Here is a 15,796-nt window from a genome sequence, read left to right on the forward strand (position 1 = left end):
AGGGAGCATCACATGTCCTTTCATGACGCCGTCGTCCCCGCCTACCTGCAGATCCTCAACAGCCTCACCGGCGAGCTGACCAAGGCCGAGGCGCATTGCGAGGCCAAGAAGATCGCGCCCGAGGTGCTGCTGGGATCGCGGCTCTATCCCGACATGCTGCCGCTGACCAAGCAGGTGCAGCTGGTCTGCGATCACGCCGCACGCGGCTGTGCGCGGTTGACCCATAGCGAGGTGCCGTCGACGCCCGACACCGAGAAGAGCATCGGTGAACTGAAGCAGCGGCTCGCCAAGACCATCGACTATGTGAAGTCGTTCAAGCCGGAGCAGTTCGACGGCGCCGACGCCAGGGACGTCACCTTCCCGATCGGCCCCGATCGCACGATGACCCTGAAGGGTCAGCAATTCCTCAGCGCGTTCTCGTTCCCGAACTTCTATTTCCACGCCGTGACCGCGCACGACATCCTGCGCCACAACGGCGTCGAGATCGGCAAGCGCGATTTCCTCGGCGTCAGCTGACGCGCTTCGGCGATCCATATTCCCCGCGACGGGATTTTCGCTTCACGCCCTCGCCCGTGCTACTGCTCCCTGACAACAACAAGACGTCAGGGAGCACGCCATGTCGACCACAACCCACGCACCGAAAGCCATCGATCCGTCCGCTTCGCTGCATGCCGAAGCGCTCGGACTGGCGAAGAACCACGGCCGCCTCGCCGGGCGGCGCGTCATCGTGGTCGGCGCGGGACAGCGCACAACCGTGGATGAAGCCCCGCCGATCGGCAACGGCCGCGCCATGAGCGTGCTGTTCGCGCGCGAGGGCGCGTCGGTCGCCTGCCTCGACGTCAACAAGGACGCCGCCGACGACACCGTCGCGCAGATCACAGGCGAAGGCGGCAAGGCCTTCACCGACGTGGTCGATGTCGCCGACGTCGCGGCGATCGCGCCCGCGGTCGAACGCTGCGCGCAGCGGCTCGGCGGGCTCGACGGGCTGGCGCTCAATGTCGGCATCTCCTCCGGCCTGTCGCTGCCCAAGATGACGGCCGAAGCCTGGGACCGCGACTATGCCGTCAATGTGCGCAGCCACATGCTGTTCGCGCAGAAGGCGCTGGAGGTGATGGCGCCGGGCGGCGCGATCATCCTGATCTCCTCAATGGCGAGCCAGCGCGCCGGCGGCCGCAACCCGGCCTATGAATCCTCCAAGGCGGCGCAGATCGCGCTGGGGCGGGCGATCGCGCGGGCCGGCGAGGACAAGGGCATTCGCTGCAATGTGATCGCGCCCGGCTTCATGGACACGCCGATGGGGCGCGACGCCAGCCGCAGGCGATCGGACCGCGCCGTGACAGTGCCTTTCGGCCGCCAGGGCACCGGCTGGGAGGTCGCCTATACTGCGCTGTTCCTGATTTCGAATGAATCCTCCTACGTCAACGCGCACACCTTGTTCCTCGATGCCGGCCACATGGGCGGAATTGTGCGCGGCTAGTCTGCGGAGCGCGAATGCCTCGGGCATTGCGCTCGTCGCGGCAATGCACAATTGTCCTTCATCAGTCATTCTCTGGAACATTTACATGAGCCAATCGACCAAACTTCTCGAGCCCTACAAGCTCGGCGCGCTGACGCTGCCGAACCGCCTGGTGATGGCGCCACTGACGCGCAACCGCGCGGTGCCGCCCGGCATGGTGCCGAGCCCGCTCGCGGTGGACTATTACGGCCAGCGCGCCTCCGCCGGCCTTCTGATCACCGAGGCGAGCCAGGTCTCGCAGCAGGGCCAGGGCTATCAGGACACGCCCGGCATCTATTCGAAGGAACAGGTCGAGGGCTGGCGCAGGGTCACCGATCGGGTGCATGAGCGCGGTGGCCGCATCTTCATCCAGCTCTGGCATGTCGGCCGCATCTCGCATGTCGCACTGCAGCCGAACGGCGGCGCGCCGGTGGCGCCGAGCGCCATCAAGGCCAAGACCAAGACCTTCGTGAACGGCACGTTTGCCGACGTGTCCGAGCCGCGCGCGCTCGAATTGTCGGAAATTCCCGGGATCATCGAGGACTTCAAGCGCGGCACGGCGAATGCGCTGGCGGCCGGCTTCGACGGCGTCGAGATCCATGGCGCCAACGGCTATCTGCTCGACCAGTTCGCCCGCGACGGCACCAACAAGCGCACCGACGCTTATGGCGGCGGAATCGAGAACCGCGCCCAGCTGATGCTGGACGTGTCCAAGGCGGTCGCCACCGAGGCCGGCGCCGATCGCACCGGCATCCGGATCTCGCCGGTGACGCCGGCCAACGACATCACCGACTCCAATCCGCAAGCGCTGTTCGACTACATCGTCGACCAGCTCAGTGCGCTGAAGCTGACCTATCTCCACGTCGTCGAGGGCGCAACCGGCGGCCCGCGCGATATCGCGCCGTTCGACTACGCCTCGCTGCGCAAGCGCTTCAAGCAGGCCTATGTCGCCAACAACGGTTACGACTTCGCGCTGGCGGAGAAGGTGCTGGAAGCCGGCGCGGCTGACCTGATCGCGTTCGGCAAGCCGTTCATCTCCAACCCCGATCTGGTCGAGCGGCTCAAGACCGGCGCGCCGCTCAACGAGTGGGACAAGGCGACCTTCTACGGCGGCGGCGCCAAGGGCTACACGGATTATCCGACGCTGAAGGCGACCGAGGCGGCGGAGTAGGGAGCGCTCCTCTCTCCACATCGTCATTCCGGGGCGATGCGAAGCATCGAACCCGGAATCTCGAGATTCCCCGGTGCGCAGTTGCGCACCTGAGGTCTGGTGCTTGCGCACCATCCCGGAATGACCTGGCAATCAGCAAAAAGGCCGGGATCGCTCCCGGCCTTTCGTCGTCTTCGGATGGCGTGGGCTGGTACGCCTTTGCTTGCGCCTTACTTCGCTTCGGCGCGCTTCGGCGGGTTGGCCGGCCACGACTTGATCAGCGTGTCGTAGTCGATCGTCTCGCCCTTCGGCTTCTCGTTCGCGAGCTTGCGCTGCGGAGCGATGGTGCCGTCCTTCTCGGCCTTCTTGTACCAGAACTCGGCGGATTCCTTCTTGTTCAGCTTCGGTCCGCAGGCGCCCTGCACACCGGACTTCTCAAGACGCTCCATCACCGAATCCTGGGCCGCGGCCAGCGCGTCCATCGCCTGCTGCGGCGTCTTGGTACCGGACGACGCATCGCCGATGTTCTGCCACCACAGCTGCGCGAGCTTCGGATAATCGGGCACGTTGTTGCCGGTCGGGGTCCACTGCACGCGCGCGGGCGAGCGGTAGAACTCGATCAGGCCGCCGAGCTTCGGCGCACGCTCGGTGAACGACTTGTCCCAGATATCGGACTCACGGATGAAGGTGAGACCGACATGGCTCTTCTTCAGCGACACCGACTTCGAGATGATGAACTGCAGATAGAGCCAGGCTGCCTTGCGGCGATCCGGCGGGGTCGACTTCAGGAGCGTCACGGAGCCGGCGTCCTGATAGCCGAGCTTCATGCCTTCCTTCCAGTAAGCGCCGTGCGGCGACGGAGCCATACGCCACTTCGGCGTACCGTCCGCGTTCATCACGGCGATGCCCGGCTTCACCATGTCGGCGGTGAAGGCGGTGTACCAGAACATCTGCTGAGCGATGTTGCCTTGCGCCGGCACAGGACCTGCTTCCGAGAAGGTCATGCCCTGGGCCTGCGGCGGGGCATACTTCTTCAGCCAGTCGAGATATTTGGTGATCGAGTAGACCGCGGCCGGGCCGTTGGTGTCGCCACCACGCTCGACCGAGGAGCCGACCGGACGGCAGCCTTCCATGCGGATACCCCACTCGTCGACCGGCAGGCCGTTCGGGATACCCTTGTCGCCGTTGCCGGCCATCGACAGCCACGCGTCGGTGAACCGCCAGCCGAGCGAGGGATCCTTCTTGCCATAGTCCATATGGCCGTAGACCTTGACGCCGTTGATCTCCTTGATGTCGTTGGTGAAGAACTCAGCGATGTCTTCATAGGCCGACCAGTTCACGGGCACGCCGAGCTCGTAGCCATACTTGGCCTTGAACTTGGCCTTGTACTCGGGGTTGGTGAACCAGTCGTAGCGGAACCAGTAGAGGTTCGCGAACTGCTGGTCGGGCAACTGGTAGAGCTTGCCGTCCGGCGCCGTGGTGAACGACTTGCCGATGAAGTCGTCGACGTCGAGCATCGGGTCGGTGACCTCCTTGCCCTCACCCTTCATGTAGTCCGACAGGATGATGGTCTGGCCGTAGCGGAAGTGTGTTCCGATCAGGTCGGAATCGTTGATCCAGCCGTCATAGACGTTCTTGCCCGACTGCATCTGGGTCTGCAGCTTCTCGACGACGTCACCTTCCTGGATGATGTCGTGCTTGAGCTTGATGCCGGTCAGTTCGGAGAACGCCTTGGCCAGCGTCTGCGATTCATATTCGTGCGTCGTGATCGTTTCCGAGACGACGTTGATCTCCATGCCCTTGAAGGGTTCGGCGGCCTTGGCGAACCACTCAAGCTCCTTCTTCTGGTCTTCCTTCGACAGCGTCGAGGGCTGGAATTCCGCGATCCACTTCTGGATCACGGCATCGTCGGCGGCGCGGGCCGGCGTGGCGACCGCGAGCGAGGCCGCGATCAGCGCGGCGGCGCTGGTCATAGTCAAAAGACTATCCTTTGTCGTTCTCAAATGTCGCATTATGATTCCTCCGGTTGCAGCGACAAACAAAACCCCAGGCCCGGGTTGACCCCGGATCTGCTCTTCTTCGCTTTCGTCAGACGGTGCGAAAGATCGCCACGGCTGAAAGAAGCGAAATCAGCGTTGCGAGCCACAGGCTCGAAATTTCCACGCCCTCGCCGATCGGCAGGGTGAGGATCGGATCGGTGCCGACGAGGCCGATCCACACCAGGTGGATCACCGCCGCCAGCACCAGCGAAATGAACAAACGATCGCCGCGCGTGGTCGGGATGCGCAGCACGCCGACCCGCTCGGCCTCGGGATAAACCGCCGCGAGCCAGGTCATCACGCCGAGCGTCGAGGCCAGCAGTACGAAGAAGATCGCGGTCGGCAGCGTCCAGGCCATCCATGCGATGGATTCCATGATCGCCTCCTAGACCCGGCCGAGCGCGAAGCCGCGCGCGATGTAGTTGCGGACGAACCAGATCACCAGCGCGCCCGGAATGATGGTGAGCACGCCGGCGGCGGCGAGCAGGCCCCAGTCCATGCCGGCCGCCGAGACCGTGCGCGTCATGATCGCCGCGATCGGCTTGGCCTGCACCGAGGTCAGCGTGCGCGCGAGCAGCAGCTCGACCCAGGAGAACATGAAGCAGAAGAAGGCGGCGACGCCGATGCCGCTTGCGATGAGCGGCACCAGGATCTTGATGAAGAAGCGCGGGAACGAATAGCCATCGAGGAACGCGGTCTCGTCGATCTCGCGCGGCACGCCGGAGACGAAGCCTTCGAGGATCCACACCGCCAGCGGCACATTGAAGATGCAGTGCGCGAGCGCGACCGCCCACGGCGTATCGAACAGGCCGATCGCCGAATACAGGTTAAAGAACGGCAGCGCGTAGACCGCCGCCGGCGCCATGCGGTTTGACAGCAGCCAGAAGAACAGATGCTTGTCGCCGAGGAAGCGGTAGCGCGAGAACGCATAGGCCGCCGGCAACGCCACCGCGATCGAGATGATTGTGTTGAGCACCACGTATTCGAGCGAATTGATGTAGCCCGAATACCAGCTCTCGTCGGTGAAGATGCGCTTGTAGTGCTGCAGCGTCGGCGTGTGCGGCCACAGCGTCATCGTCGAGACGATCTCGGCGTTGGTCTTGAAGCTCATGTTGACGAGCCAGTAGATCGGCAACAGCAGGAAGATCAAAAACAGCGCCATGATCAGGCGGCGGCCGGGGATCGAATGCATCACGCCGCTCCTTCCTTGGCCGGACGCTCGGAGCCGGCATTGACCATCACGGTGTAGAATACCCAGCACACGATCAGGATGATCAGATTGTAGACCAGCGACAGCGCCGCGGCCTTGCCGAGGTCGAACTGGCCGAGCGCAATCTTGACGAGCTCGATCGAGACGAAGGTCGTCGAATTGCCGGGGCCGCCGCCGGTGACCACGAACGGCTCGGTGTAGATCATGAAACTGTCCATGAAGCGCAGCAGCACCGCGATCAGCAGCACGCGGTTCATCTTCGGCAGCTGGATCGCCTTGAACACCGCCCAGCGCGAGGCGCCGTCGATCTGCGCCGCCTGGTAATAGGCGTCGGGGATCGACTTCAGCCCGGCGTAGCAGAGCAGCGCGACGAGGCTGGTCCAGTGCCAGACGTCCATCACGATGACCGTGACCCAGGCGTCGACCTCATTGGACACGTAATTGTAGTTGAGGCCGAGGTGGTTCAGCACATAGCCGAGCAGGCCGATATCGGGCCGGCCGAAGATCTGCCAGATGGTGCCGACCACGTTCCACGGAATCAGCAGCGGCAAGGCGAGGATGACGAGGCAGGCCGCGACGCTCCAGCCTTCGCGCGGCATCGACAGCGCGACGATGATGCCGAGCGGCACCTCGATCGCGAGGATCACCGCAGAGAAGAACAGGTTGCGGCCGAGCGAGGCCAGGAAGCGCCCGCCGAGATCGGTCGATGGATCGAGCAGCTCCTTGAACCAGCCGACCCCGTTCCAGAAGAACTGGTTGTTGCCGAAGGTGTCCTGCATCGAATAGTTCACGACGGTCATCAGCGGCAGCACCGCCGAGAACGCCACCACCAGGAACACCGGCAGCACCAGGAACCAGGCTTTTTGGTTGATCGTCTTGTCCATCAGGCGACCCCCTCCACCAAATGGCTGTCGGCATAGACGTGGACGTGCGCGGGATTGAAGATCAGCCCGGCGGTGTTGCCGGAGACCGAGAAGCCCGGCGGCACGCGCGCGGCGAATTTGGTATCGCCGACCCGCACGCGGGCGAACTGGATGCGGCCGAGATCGTCGATCCGCTCGATGGTGGCCGACAGCAGCCCTGACGCCGGCGACGCGATATCGACGAATTCCGGCCGCACGCCGATCTCGATCTTCTTGCCAGCAGGCAGCACACCATAGTTTCGATGCAGGCCGATGACATGGCCGTCGACCCGCGCCTCGTGACCACTGACCTCGGCGGGCACGATGTTCATGCCGGGCGAGCCGATGAAATAGCCGACGAAGGTGTGCGCCGGCTTGTCGAACAATTCGGCCGGCGTGCCGCTCTGCACCACGCGGCCGTCGTGCATCACGACGACGGTGTCGGCGAAGGTCAGCGCCTCGGTCTGGTCGTGGGTGACGTAGATCATCGTGAGGTCGAGCTCGCGATGCAGCGCCTTCAGCTTGGAGCGCAGCTGCCACTTCAGCTCGGGATCGATCACCGTCAGCGGTTCGTCGAACAGGACGGCCGCGACGTCGGAGCGCACCAGGCCGCGACCGAGCGAGATCTTCTGCTTGGCGTCGGCGGTGAGCCGCGTCGCCTTGCGTTTGAGATAGGGCGTGAGGTCGAGCAGATCGGCGATCTGCCTGACGCGCGCGTCGACCTCGGCCTTCGCGACGCCGCGATTCTTCAGCGGGAAGGCCAGGTTCTGGCCGACCGTCATGGTGTCGTAGATCACCGGGAACTGGAACACCTGCGCGATGTTGCGCTTCTGCGTCGACAGCGGCGTGATGTCACGGCCGTCGAACAGGATCTTTCCGCGCGACGGCGTCACGATGCCGGAGATCAGGTTGAGCAGCGTGGTCTTGCCGCAGCCGGACGGCCCGAGCAGCGCATAGGCGCCGCCCTGCCGCCAGGTCATGGTGACCGGCTTCAGCGCAAAGGATTCCTGCGGCGCGTCGTTGCCGCCGTAGGAGTGCGCGAGATCGACGAGGTCAATGCGGGCCATGAAGCATCTCCCTCACTTGCCGTTGCCGGCTGACGCGTTTGCAGCGCGCGCACTGCGATGCACGTTGCCCGAAAACGAGGTCGCGGGCGATGCGACGAGGCGGTCGGCGGCGTCGAACACGAAGATGTTGTCGGGATCGAGCGCGGCATCGAGCACCTGCCCGGGTTCATATTCGTGCACGCCGTGCAGCACCGCGACCCAATTCGAGCCGTGGACATGGACGTGCACAAAGCTCTCCGACCCGGTGATCTCGGTCACGGTCACCGCGGCGGAAAATTTGTGGCGGCCGGCCGCGACATTCCCGACCTCGAGCTGGTGTGCGCGGAAGCCGGTCCGGTAGCGGCCGTCGGGCAGATTGGCATAGAGGCCGGCCGCGGGCGCCTGCTCGCCGCCGGCATAGATCACTTGCGCGCCCTTCTTCTCGATGCCGATGATGTTGAGCGGCGGATCGGAAAACACCTGGGCAACGCGCAGCGTGTCGGGATGGCGGTAGACCTTCGGCGTCGCGCCGGTTTGCAGCGCCTGGCCTTGCCACATGCACACCGTGTCGCCGCCGAGCAGCAGCGCTTCCGACGGTTCGGTGGTGGCATAGACGAAGATCGCGCCGGAGGCCTCGAAGATGCGCGGCAGCTCGGCGCGCAGCTCCTCGCGCAGCTTGTAGTCGAGATTGGCGAGCGGCTCGTCGAGCAGCACGAGGTCGGCGCCCTTGACCAGCGCCCGCGCGATCGCGGTGCGCTGCTGCTGGCCGCCGGAGAGTTGCAGCGGCGTGCGCTTCAGGAACGGCTCGAGCCGCAACAGGCCGGCCGCTTCCGCCACCCGCCGCTCGATCTCGGCGCGCGGCTTGCCCTGCACGCGCAGCGGCGAGGCGATGTTCTCGTAGACCGTCAGCGAGGGATAGTTGATGAACTGCTGATAGACCATCGCGACCGAACGCTGCCGCACGTCGGCGCCGGTGACGTCCTTGCCGTCGACCAACACGCGGCCGGTGGTCGGCTTGTCGAGGCCGGCGAGCAGCCGCATGATCGAGGTCTTGCCCGACAGCGTCGGCCCGAGCAGCACGCTGAGCGTGCCACGCTCCAGCGTCAGCGACACGTCGCGGATGGTCGGAATGCCATCCACGGTTCGCGTGACATTCTGCAGTGTGACGCTCATGCCCGTCCTCCCGCTTCGCGGAGGGGACGTTCACCGGACACGCGGTTGGCGAGCATCCACTCGTCGAGCGCGGCGATTTCACCCGCCGTCATCCGCAAGCCCAGCTTGGATCGCCGCCAGACGACATCGTCCGCAGTCCGAGCCCATTCGTTCGCCATCAGGTACCTGACTTCGCTTTCCGTCAAGGTGGCGCCGAAGGAGCGGCCAAGATCGGCCGTCGATGTTGCATTGCCCAAGACTTTGCTGGCGCGCGTGCCATAGGCATGCGCGAGACGATTGGCGTGCGATTGCGCGAGAAACGGATAGGTGCGGATCAATTCGGCGCTCAGCGCCGCGACCGCGGATACATCCATGTCGCCGCCGGGCAGCGGCGCCTTGCCGGTCCAGCCCTCCTGCGCCTTTGTGCCGCGGAGATAAGGCGACAGCCGCTCCAGCGCCTCTTCGGAGAGCCGGCGATAGGTCGTGATCTTGCCGCCATAGATCGACAGTAGCGGCGCACCGCCGGGCGTATCTAGCTCGAACACGTAGTCGCGGGTCGCGGCCTTGGCTTCGCTGGCGCCGTCGTCATAGAGCGGACGCACGCCGGAGTAATTCCAGACCACGTCCTCGGGCTTCACCGGCTTGGCGAGATACGCGCTGGCGGACGCGCAGAGATATTCGATCTCCTCCTGCGTCGCCTTCACCTTGGCCGGATCGCCGTCATAGTCGCGATCGGTGGTACCGATCAGCGAGAAGTCGTTCTGATAGGGAATGACGAAGATGATGCGGCCGTCGGCGTTCTGGAAGATGTAGGCACGGTCGTGGTCGTAGAGCTTGGGCACCACGATGTGCGAGCCCTGCACCAGGCGCACCTTGGCGCGCGCGTTGACGCCGGCGCCCGAGGCCAGGACCTGTTCGACCCAGGGACCGCCGGCATTGACCAGCACGCGTGACTGGATCGTGTCGCGGGCACCCGTGACGCTGTCCTCGACCGTGACGTGCCAGACGCCGTCGACTTGCCTGATCTCGACCGCGCGGGTGCGGGTGCGGATCTCGGCGCCGCGATCGGCGGCATCGCGCGCGGTCAGCGCAACCAGCCGGGCATCGTCGACGAAGCAGTCGGAATATTCAAAGCCCTTGGTGTAGCGGCCCGGGATCAGCGGCTTGCCGACCGCGTCGCGCGTCAGATCGACCGAGCGCGTCGCCGGCAGCAAATGCCGGCCGCCGATATGGTCGTAGAGGAAGAGGCCGAGCCGCAGCAGCCAGGCCGGACGCAGGCCGGCGTGGTGCGGCAAAACGAAACGTAGCGGCCGAATGATGTGGGGCGCGATCTGCCAGAGGATTTCGCGTTCGATCAGCGCCTCGCGCACCAAACGAAACTCGTAATATTCGAGATAGCGCAGACCGCCATGCACGAGCTTGGTCGACCAGGACGACGTCCCGCTAGCCAAGTCATTCATTTCACAGAGGAAAACAGAGTTACCCCGGCCCGCCGCATCGCGTGCGATGCCGCAGCCATTAACGCCGCCTCCAATGATGGCGAGGTCGTAAATCTGGTCCAAAGAACGCTTCCCCCGGCAACCGCCTTCGCTTTGACGGTTTTACTTTCGTATTGGAGTAAATCACAACCAAAAACGAAAGCAAAGTGAAAATGGGGAACTCGGGCTGGGGATTCTTTGGGCGGAGTGCCCGTGGTCAGGGCTTTTGGAGGGACGGGACGAGCGACGCTTGGCGTGACGCCAGGCAAGGCGGTGGCGGACGGTCAGGGACGCTGTGGCGATCGTCCGACGCGCAATTCCGGCAGAGCCTTTTCGGGATCGTAGGTACGGTGAACTTCACCGCCTACCCGCTTGGCGCAAGCTCGGCTGTCGCGCACAAAGTAGACGGCGAGCAAGAGCACACCGGTCGACGCGACGAATGTGTGACCGCTGGCGAACAGGACGTAGAAGACCAACGATGCGACGAAAAGGATCGCATACCATTTGAGCGCGAAGCGGAGATAGATTCGCCCGATCGAGCGAGCCCTGTTCATCGGATCGCCCGATTGCCTGGCAGCGACGCCGACAGCACGAGAAAGAAAAGCGGAAAGAACACGAAGATCGCGACATAGGCCCAGAGGTGTCCGCCGCCGAGCGCGACTTGCAGGGCGCTATATCCCGATGATTTTCGGTGCGCCAGGAGTGCCCAGAATGCAAAGCAGAACAGCGGCATCGTGAGATACTTCCACTGCTCTCGCCATCGCGCAGGATGGTCGCGAGATCGCCAAGCAATGCGATCAGGAACAGGGAAAACGTGACGGCGTAGAGCGCGACCAGCGGCAGGAAGAGGTGCTCGAACCTCACCCCCGCGATTGCTTCAGCCGACATCGGGATGCCATCCGCAAACAGGCTCCCGAACGGCGGGATTGCGAACAGCCGCATGTCAAAGCCCATCGCCTGGCCAAGCCAGAACAGGACGATCGCCACCAGGCCGATTACCGACTGCGCGAGGAAGCCCCCGCTCGCGATGCGCTGACACGGCGATCCCGAAAGGAAGATCCGCGACAGTCCGTAAAGCAGTTTCCTGCCACGGCCGTTCTGCTGTTCCAGTTCCGAAAGCCAGGCCTGGCGGCTCTCGCTGCCGAGGCGAAAGATGTCGGCACGGACGCTCTTCGATGGCGGCTGGGTCTCACCATCGAACGCACGCATGACCACAAGCGCAGAAACAGCGCCGGCCAGCGCCGTCGCGCACGCGGATGCGACGTTAAAGCCAAGGACAAACGAGACGACGCCGAACATCGCCGCCATGCCCAATGCCGTGACGATCTTGAATTGCGTGCTGACCAATGAACCGCTCCACCTCAGGCAGGCTACAACAGCGGCCGAAAGGCATCCGAAACAGGTTCGCTAAAACTTGAGAGATCAAGCGCCTTGCGCGCTGCGCAGCGCCGCGGGTGCCGCGTCGGCGGCGTTGTCGTCGAGATCGACTTGCGGCTTGTCCATCGCGACGACCACCTCGATACCGCGGCTGTGGCAGATATTGGCGAGGCCCGCAGGAAGCGGTGAATCGGTCACGAAGGTCTGGATCTGGCTCATATGGGCGATCCGCACCGGCGCGCTGCGGCGCAGCTTGGTCGAGTCCGAGACCAGCATCACGTTGCGCGCATTGGCGATGATCGCCTGCGCGACCTGCACCTCGCGATAGTCGAAGTCGAGCAGCGCGCCCTCCTCGTCGATGGCGGATGCGCCGATGATGGCGTAGTCGACCTTGAACTGGCCGATCAGCTGGGTCGCGGTGGAGCCGACCACGGCGCCGTCGGCGCGGCGCACCGTGCCGCCGGCCACCACCACCTCGATGCGCGGATGGCGGTAGAGCAGCATCGCGACGTTGAGGTTGTTGGTGATGACCAGCAGGTCCTCATGCGAGGTCAGCGCGCTCGCGACCTCTTCCGTGGTGGTGCCGATATTGATGAACAGCGAGCAGCCGTTCGGAATCCGTGCCGCCGCGGCAGCGCCGATCGCCTTCTTTTCCTCGGCGGCGACGAAGCGGCGCGCCTCGTAAGCGAGGTTCTCGACGCCCGAGGCGATGATCGCGCCGCCATGGATGCGGGTCAGCGAGCGCTGGTCGCAGAGATCGTTGAGGTCCTTGCGGATGGTCTGCGCCGACACCTCGAACCGCTTGGCGAGGTCTTCGACCATGACCCGGCCGAACGCGCGCGCGATGTTGAGGATTTCAGTCTGGCGATGGGAGAGTCCGGCCACGGCGGCCCCCTTGAAACGGCGAGTCGCCCATGGTGCGACCGTTCGGCACGGAGGTCAACGTGCAGTGCCGGGTCAGGGAAGGCCTGGGCGAAGGTGGACGCTTCGCCCGGGCCATGCGCAATGACGCGAAGGCGTTCTACGATGCCATCTGCATGGATTGACCGGCGAGCAGCCGGCGCGCCGCGCGCTCGGCCTCGCGCGCATTGCGGAAGATCTGGCCTTCAAGGCGGTCAAAAAGGTGCGATGCAGCAAAGAACTGATAACCACGCGTATCGCGCACCACGATACCCGCCGTCTGCGAACTCACTTCGATCACGTAACTGTCGGACATTGTCAGCCTCGGTTTGACTTCGGCCCGACAACGGAGTCGCTGGCTGTTTGTTCCTCGATTATTTTGCGCGGCGAAGCGCCAAAAACTCCGGGTTTTTGCAATCAAACCACGCTCCGGACTCAGTTTCGACGCGTTTCCTTTCCCACCGAATCAGCGGCACTGGCGCGCGGAGGATGTCAGGTTTCGATCGTCGCGCCGTCGCGCTGAATCGGTTGCGGATGGCCCTGCTCGTCGATCGAGACATAGGTGAAATTGCCGTCGGTCACGAGGATCGACTGCTGCTCGCGGCGGCGCAGCACCCAGGCCTCGAGATGCACCGTGATCGAGGTGCGGCCGATGCGCACCAGATTGGCGTGGACGGAGACGAGATCGCCGACATTGACCGCCTTGCGGAAGTTCATCGCGTCGATCGCGACCGTCACGGTGCGCGACTTCGCCACCTTGGAGGCGAACACGCCGCCACCGAGATCCATCTGGCTGAGCAGCCAGCCGCCGAAGATGTCGCCATTGGCATTGGTGTCGGCCGGCATCGCCAGCGTGCGGATGCAGAGATCGCCCTTCGGCTCGGCGTCGTTGCTCAGCGGCGCGTGAGCGTGGGCGTCGGTCACTTGCGAGCCGGTCACTTGCGAATCGCTCACTTGAATGCCTCCCAGCCGGGATCCGGCGCAAATCGTCCGCCGAACTTGCGCATCAAGGCCTGCATGGCCGACACCACATCGTCGACGCCGCGGCTGCGCGCATAGTTGAGCGGGCCGCCGCGGAACGGGGCATAGCCGGTGCCGAAGATCATCGCGCCGTCGACCATATCGGGATTGTCGACGATGCCTTCGCGCAAGGCCGCGACGCAGACATTCGAGATCGGCAGCACCAGGCGGTCGATCATCTCATCGGTGACCCGGGGACCGGTCTCCGGCAGCGGCGCCTTTTCCGCCTTGCCGTCCTTCCAGGTGTAGAAGCCCTTGCCGGTCTTGCGGCCGAGCTCGCCTTTGGCGACTTTTTCACGCAACCACGCAGGCGTCGGCGGCAGCGTGTCGCCGAACTTCGAGCGCAGCATGTCGCCGACATCGAGGCAGATATCGAGGCCGACCTGGTCGGCGAGTTCGATCGGCCCCATCGGCATGCCGAACTCGACGGCGGCTGCGTCGATCAGGCGCTGATCGGTCTTCTCGTCCAGCATCATCATCGCTTCCAGCATGTAGGGCGTCAGCGCGCGATTGACGAGGAAGCCCGGCGAGCTCTTCACCGGCAGCGGCAGGCGGTCGATGGCGCCGACGAACGCGAGCGCCTCCTTGAGCATCGCCGCATCGGTGCCGTCATGGCTGACGACCTCGACGAGTTGCAGCCGCGACACCGGGTTGAAGAAGTGCAGGCCGAGCAGCCGCTCCGGCCGTGCCAGCGTGGTGCGCAGGTCCTGCAGCGGGATGCTCGAGGTGTTGGTGGCGAGGATCGCGCCCGGCTTCAGCTTCGGCTCGAGGCCGGCATAGACCTTCTGCTTCAGCTCGAGCTTTTCTGGCACCGCCTCGATGATCAGATCGGCATTGCGGACGCCCTCGCCGTCCATGTCGGGGATCAGCCGGTCGAGCGCGTCGCGCTGGTCGATCCGCTTGCGCATGATCTTGCCGAACAACTCCGCGGCGCGCTTCATCGCGCCCGCAATTGGCTCGGCCTTCATGTCGGCGAGCGTCACCCGCATGTCCTGGTTGGCGCACCACGCCGCGATATCGCCGCCCATCGCGCCGGCGCCGATGACATGGACGTGCGCAACCTTGTTGCCGCTGCCGGCGAGCTTCTTCATCTGCTCTCGCAGGAAGAACACACGGATCAGGTTCTGCGCGGTCGGTGTCACCATCAGATTGGCGAACGAGGCCTTCTCCGCATTCAGCATCGCCGCGCGGTTGCCGGCGTGCTTCTCCCACAGATCGATCAGCGCATAGGGCGCCGGGTAATGCTTGCGCGGCGCGGCCTTCTCGGCCTCGCTGCGCATCCGCGAGGCGAGGAAGCCCCTGACCGGACCAAGATTGAGAATCGAGTTGAGCGCGCCCGGCCTGGCGCGCTTCAGCCGGCCGAACACCGCATCCTTCGCCGCGTTGCGGACATGGCGCTCCTGGGTGACGGCGTCGACCAGGCCGAGCGCCTTGGCGCGGCGCGCGTCGATGGTCTTGCCGGTCAACATCAAGGTCATCGCCTGCATCGGGTTGACCAGCTCGGTGAAGCGCACGGTGCCGCCAAGACCTGGATGCAGGCCGAGCATCACCTCTGGGAAACCGAACCTGGCATCGTCGATCGCGATCCGCATCTGGCAGGCCAGCGCGACCTCGAGGCCGCCGCCGAGGCAGAAGCCGTGGATGACGGCGACCGACGGCACGCGCAGCGCCTCGAGCCGGTCGATCACCGCATGGGCGCGACCGATCGCGGTCTCGACCGCGCTGGAATCGCTGGCGCCGCGAAACTCATTGACGTCAGCGCCGGCGATGAAGCCGCTTGGCTTGGCCGAGCGCACCACGAGACCCGCCGGCCGCTGGTTCTCCAGCGCCGCGACGATGGCATCGAGCTCCTCGAGTAGATCGGCGGACAGCGTGTTGGCGCTGGCGCCGGCGCGGTCGAACAGCAGCCAGGCGATACCGTCGTCATCGCGCGTCAGCTTGAAATTCTTGTAGGGACTGTCGGCGGCAGGCTTCGGCCCGAGTTCGAGCACGCGATCGGCGAGAAGGTCCATGATCCGTGAATCCAT

16 protein-coding genes are annotated in these 15,796 nt (G+C 64.7%); 4 read left to right on the forward strand and 12 right to left on the reverse strand.

The genetic code is table 11. From position 1 onward, the window contains the following. Window positions 1-12 precede the first annotated feature (12 nt). The 3 genes from ACVW1B_RS26880 to ACVW1B_RS26890 all read left to right on the forward strand — a co-directional run bounded on the left by ACVW1B_RS26880 (window position 13) and on the right by ACVW1B_RS26890 (window position 2,666). Entirely contained in the window at window positions 13-516 is a 504-nt protein-coding gene (locus ACVW1B_RS26880; RefSeq protein WP_253607114.1) for a DUF1993 domain-containing protein, read from the forward strand. A 100-nt stretch (window positions 517-616) separates the two neighbouring features. Next, window positions 617-1,477 carry an SDR family NAD(P)-dependent oxidoreductase gene (locus ACVW1B_RS26885; protein ID WP_229189532.1) on the forward strand — a complete coding sequence of 287 codons (861 nt, stop codon included), beginning with the start codon at window positions 617-619 and terminating at the stop codon, window positions 1,475-1,477. 85 nt (window positions 1,478-1,562) lie between these two features. Beyond that, window positions 1,563-2,666 carry an alkene reductase gene (locus ACVW1B_RS26890; RefSeq protein ID WP_057016961.1) on the forward strand — a complete coding sequence of 368 codons (1,104 nt, stop codon included), beginning with the start codon at window positions 1,563-1,565 and terminating at the stop codon, window positions 2,664-2,666. A gap of 209 nt (window positions 2,667-2,875) precedes the next feature. Here the strand turns inward: ACVW1B_RS26890 and ACVW1B_RS26895 are convergent, their stop codons facing one another. The 9 genes from ACVW1B_RS26895 to ACVW1B_RS26935 all read right to left on the reverse strand — a co-directional run bounded on the left by ACVW1B_RS26895 (window position 2,876) and on the right by ACVW1B_RS26935 (window position 12,734). Beyond that, window positions 2,876-4,618 (reverse strand): ABC transporter substrate-binding protein, encoded by a 1,743-nt coding sequence (locus tag ACVW1B_RS26895; RefSeq protein WP_038382516.1) that lies wholly within the window; start codon window positions 4,616-4,618, stop codon window positions 2,876-2,878. A gap of 115 nt (window positions 4,619-4,733) precedes the next feature. Continuing rightward, window positions 4,734-5,060 (reverse strand): DUF2160 domain-containing protein, encoded by a 327-nt coding sequence (locus tag ACVW1B_RS26900; protein WP_016846242.1) that lies wholly within the window; start codon window positions 5,058-5,060, stop codon window positions 4,734-4,736. A gap of 9 nt (window positions 5,061-5,069) precedes the next feature. Beyond that, the gene (locus tag ACVW1B_RS26905; RefSeq protein WP_028333212.1) at window positions 5,070-5,876 is read right to left on the reverse strand and encodes a carbohydrate ABC transporter permease; all 807 of its coding nucleotides are present in this window, start codon (window positions 5,874-5,876) and stop codon (window positions 5,070-5,072) included. Beyond that, window positions 5,876-6,778 carry a carbohydrate ABC transporter permease gene (locus ACVW1B_RS26910; RefSeq protein WP_028338609.1) on the reverse strand — a complete coding sequence of 301 codons (903 nt, stop codon included), beginning with the start codon at window positions 6,776-6,778 and terminating at the stop codon, window positions 5,876-5,878. Before ACVW1B_RS26910 ends, ACVW1B_RS26905 begins: the two co-directional genes overlap by 1 nt. Beyond that, complete coding sequence (locus ACVW1B_RS26915; RefSeq protein ID WP_253607113.1) at window positions 6,778-7,863, reverse strand: ABC transporter ATP-binding protein; 1,086 nt, start codon at window positions 7,861-7,863, stop codon at window positions 6,778-6,780. The genes ACVW1B_RS26910 and ACVW1B_RS26915 overlap by 1 nt, the downstream gene beginning before the upstream one ends. A 12-nt stretch (window positions 7,864-7,875) precedes the next feature. Further along, a complete protein-coding gene (locus ACVW1B_RS26920; protein WP_168857235.1) occupies window positions 7,876-9,015 on the reverse strand; it encodes an ABC transporter ATP-binding protein in 1,140 nt (379 codons plus the stop codon). Then, a complete protein-coding gene (gene glpD, locus ACVW1B_RS26925; RefSeq protein ID WP_225158590.1) occupies window positions 9,012-10,556 on the reverse strand; it encodes a glycerol-3-phosphate dehydrogenase in 1,545 nt (514 codons plus the stop codon). Before glpD ends, ACVW1B_RS26920 begins: the two co-directional genes overlap by 4 nt. A gap of 273 nt (window positions 10,557-10,829) precedes the next feature. Then, on the reverse strand, window positions 10,830-11,819 hold the full coding sequence (locus ACVW1B_RS26930) for a hypothetical protein (protein WP_253607112.1): 990 nt from the start codon (window positions 11,817-11,819) through the stop codon (window positions 10,830-10,832). A gap of 75 nt (window positions 11,820-11,894) precedes the next feature. Beyond that, window positions 11,895-12,734 carry a DeoR/GlpR family DNA-binding transcription regulator gene (locus tag ACVW1B_RS26935; RefSeq protein WP_057016956.1) on the reverse strand — a complete coding sequence of 280 codons (840 nt, stop codon included), beginning with the start codon at window positions 12,732-12,734 and terminating at the stop codon, window positions 11,895-11,897. 29 nt (window positions 12,735-12,763) lie between these two features. Here ACVW1B_RS26935 and ACVW1B_RS26940 point away from each other — a divergent pair, with 29 nt between their 5' ends. Continuing rightward, window positions 12,764-12,895, forward strand: coding sequence for a hypothetical protein (locus tag ACVW1B_RS26940; protein WP_256521284.1), 132 nt, complete (start codon window positions 12,764-12,766; stop codon window positions 12,893-12,895). Here ACVW1B_RS26940 and ACVW1B_RS26945 read toward each other — a convergent pair. The 3 genes from ACVW1B_RS26945 to ACVW1B_RS26955 all read right to left on the reverse strand — a co-directional run bounded on the left by ACVW1B_RS26945 (window position 12,871) and on the right by ACVW1B_RS26955 (window position 15,796). Continuing rightward, window positions 12,871-13,065, reverse strand: coding sequence for a hypothetical protein (locus tag ACVW1B_RS26945; RefSeq protein ID WP_057016955.1), 195 nt, complete (start codon window positions 13,063-13,065; stop codon window positions 12,871-12,873). The two genes, ACVW1B_RS26940 and ACVW1B_RS26945, sit on opposite strands and share 25 nt — an antisense overlap. Window positions 13,066-13,241: 176 nt before the next feature. Continuing rightward, entirely contained in the window at window positions 13,242-13,703 is a 462-nt protein-coding gene (locus tag ACVW1B_RS26950) for an acyl-CoA thioesterase (RefSeq protein ID WP_057016954.1), read from the reverse strand. Beyond that, on the reverse strand, window positions 13,700-15,796 hold the full coding sequence (locus tag ACVW1B_RS26955; RefSeq protein ID WP_253607111.1) for a 3-hydroxyacyl-CoA dehydrogenase NAD-binding domain-containing protein: 2,097 nt from the start codon (window positions 15,794-15,796) through the stop codon (window positions 13,700-13,702). The genes ACVW1B_RS26950 and ACVW1B_RS26955 overlap by 4 nt, the downstream gene beginning before the upstream one ends.

Source organism: Bradyrhizobium sp. USDA 4502, assembly GCF_054063355.1.